At 67.4% G+C, this 2,387-nt stretch carries 2 protein-coding genes; one reads left to right on the forward strand and one right to left on the reverse strand.

Annotated elements, in window-relative coordinates; translation table 11 throughout:
• Nucleotides 1–68: 68 nt before the first annotated feature.
• Nucleotides 69–1,367, reverse strand: a complete 1,299-nt coding sequence (gene waaA / locus AB4Y84_RS19475; protein ID WP_442250707.1) for a lipid IV(A) 3-deoxy-D-manno-octulosonic acid transferase — start codon at nucleotides 1,365–1,367, stop codon at nucleotides 69–71.
• A 60-nt stretch (nucleotides 1,368–1,427) separates the two neighbouring features.
• Between waaA and AB4Y84_RS19480 the strand changes: the two genes are divergently transcribed.
• Nucleotides 1,428–2,345, forward strand: a complete 918-nt coding sequence (locus AB4Y84_RS19480) for an LpxL/LpxP family Kdo(2)-lipid IV(A) lauroyl/palmitoleoyl acyltransferase (RefSeq protein WP_229979791.1) — start codon at nucleotides 1,428–1,430, stop codon at nucleotides 2,343–2,345.
• Nucleotides 2,346–2,387 lie beyond the last annotated feature (42 nt).

Genomic DNA, 2,387 nt, shown 5'->3' on the forward strand with positions numbered 1-2,387 from the left:
CAAGCAGACTTAATGCAGGCGATCACGACAGAGCCACCTGGGAAGACGCCTGGCGGCAACACGCGGGCTCAGGCCAGCGGAGGCGGCAAATGCGGAGCCACCAGCTGCAGCGTCCGTTGCAGCGCGCCGCGACCATTGCTGACCAGCGTGCAACCCGCGCGGGCCATGTCCTCACGCGCCTGCGCGTCGTCGAGCAGGTGCAGCAGCAGATCACCCACCGCCTGCACGTCCTCACCGATCAGCAGTGCGCCGGCCTCACGCATGCGCCGCGAGATCTCGGCGAAGTTGTGCAGGTGCGGGCCAGTCACCGCTGCGGTGCCCATTGCCGCAGGCTCCAGCAGGTTGTGGCCGCCGATGGCCTGCAGGCTGCCCCCGACGAAAGCGACCTGGGCGCAGCCATAGAACGGCATCAGTTCGCCCAGCGTGTCGATGACGAATACATCGCTGCCTGCCGCTGGCCACTGCTGCGCGCGCCGCGTCGCCACGCTCCAGCCCTGCTCGCGGGCCAGCGCCTCCACCTTGGGGAAGCGCTCCGGGTGCCGCGGCGCCCACAGCAGCAGCAGGTCCGGATGCTGCTGGCGCAGGCGGCGGTGCAGGTCGATCACTGCCTGCTCTTCGCCGTCATGTGTGCTGGCCGCGATCCACACCGGGCGCGTGGCAGGCACATGGGCATGGAACTGTTCGATGAAGGGCTGCACGTCCGGCGTGGCGATGTCGAACTTCAGGTTGCCCAGTGCCTGCACCTGTTCCGGCGCCGCGCCCAACTGCACGAACCGCGCAGCGTCATCCTGCGACTGTGCGGCCACGCAGGTGACCGTGCGCAGCKCACGCCGGATCAACGCCGCCAGCACGCGGTAGCCGCGCAGCGATCGGGCCGACAGGCGCGCATTGAGGATGTAGACCGGAATGCGACGGTCGCGGCAACCGAACAGCATGTTCGGCCACAGCTCGGTTTCCAGGATCAGCGCCAGGCTGGGCTGGAAGTGCCCCAGGAAACGGTTGACGCTGCCCGGCACGTCGTACGGCAGGTACACGTGGTCCAGCGCATCGCCCCACAGCGCGCGCACCCGTTCCGAGCCGGTCGGGGTGATGGTGGTGATGACCCAGCGGATATCCGGCCGCTGCTCGCGCAGCGCATTGACCAGCGGCGCAGCGGCGTTGACCTCGCCCACCGAGACCGCATGCAGCCAGACCCGCGGCTGGCCGCTCGGCTGCGGATAGGACGCATACCGTTCATCCCAGCGCCGGAAGTATTCACGGACCCGGAAGCCGCGCCAGACCAGGTGGTACACGGTGATCGGCAGCAGGAGGTACAGCACGGCCGAGTACAGGCCACGCAGGATCCATTCGACAGGGTCTTTACGCATGCGGCAAGGATACGGGAGCCCCCCGGGAAAGACACGCGGCCGGGTTGGTAGAATGGCGGCATGTCCGATGCCACCACCGCCGTCCGTCCGTCGCTGCGTGATCCACGCAACTGGCCGATGTTTGCCGTCATGTTCACTGCCTTCGGGATCGCCCGGCTGCCGTGGATGCTGCAGCGCGCGCTCGGCCGCGGGGTCGGCTCGATCGCCTGGCGCCTGGCCGGCAGCCGCCGCCATGCCGCCGAGGTCAACCTCAAGCTGTGCTTCCCCGAGAAGGACGAGGCCTGGCGCAAGCGCCTGGTGCGCGACAGCTTCGATGCGCTGGGCGTCGGCATCTTCGAATGCGCGCGCTCCTGGTGGGGCAGCATCGACAGCATCCGCCCGCAGGTCCACATCGAAGGGCTGGAACACCTCAAGCAGATGCAGGCCGAAGGCCGCGGCGTGCTGCTGGTTTCGGGCCACTTCATGACCCTGGAGATGTGCGGCCGCCTGCTGTGCGACCACGTCGACCTGTCGGGCATGTACCGCAAGCACAAGAACCCGGTGTACGAGTGGGCGGTGAAGTTCGGCCGCCTGCGCTACGCCAAGGCGATGTACGCCAACGAGGACATCCGCGCGACGGTGCGCCACCTGAAGAAGGGCGGCTTCCTCTGGTACGCGCCCGACCAGGACATGCGCGGCAAGGACACCGTGTTCGTGCCGTTCTTCGGCCACACCGCATCAACCATCACCGCAACCCACCAGCTGGCGCGGATGACCGGTTGTGCGGTCATCCCCTACTTCCATCGCCGCGAAGGCGGGAAATACTTCCTGAAGATTGGTGCGCCGCTGGAGAATTTCCCCAGCGAAGACGTCGAGGCCGATACCGCGCGGGTCAACCAGGCCATCGAAGAGATGGTGCGCGAGGCACCGGACCAGTACCTGTGGATCCATCGCCGTTTCAAACGCCAGCCCGGTGGGCGGAGCGATTTCTACAAGTGACGGGTGGTAGGGAAGGAACGTCCCATCCACGCATGGCGTGGA

Source organism: Stenotrophomonas sp. 2YAF22, from assembly GCF_052114665.1.
Lineage (GTDB): Bacteria > Pseudomonadota > Gammaproteobacteria > Xanthomonadales > Xanthomonadaceae > Stenotrophomonas > Stenotrophomonas indicatrix.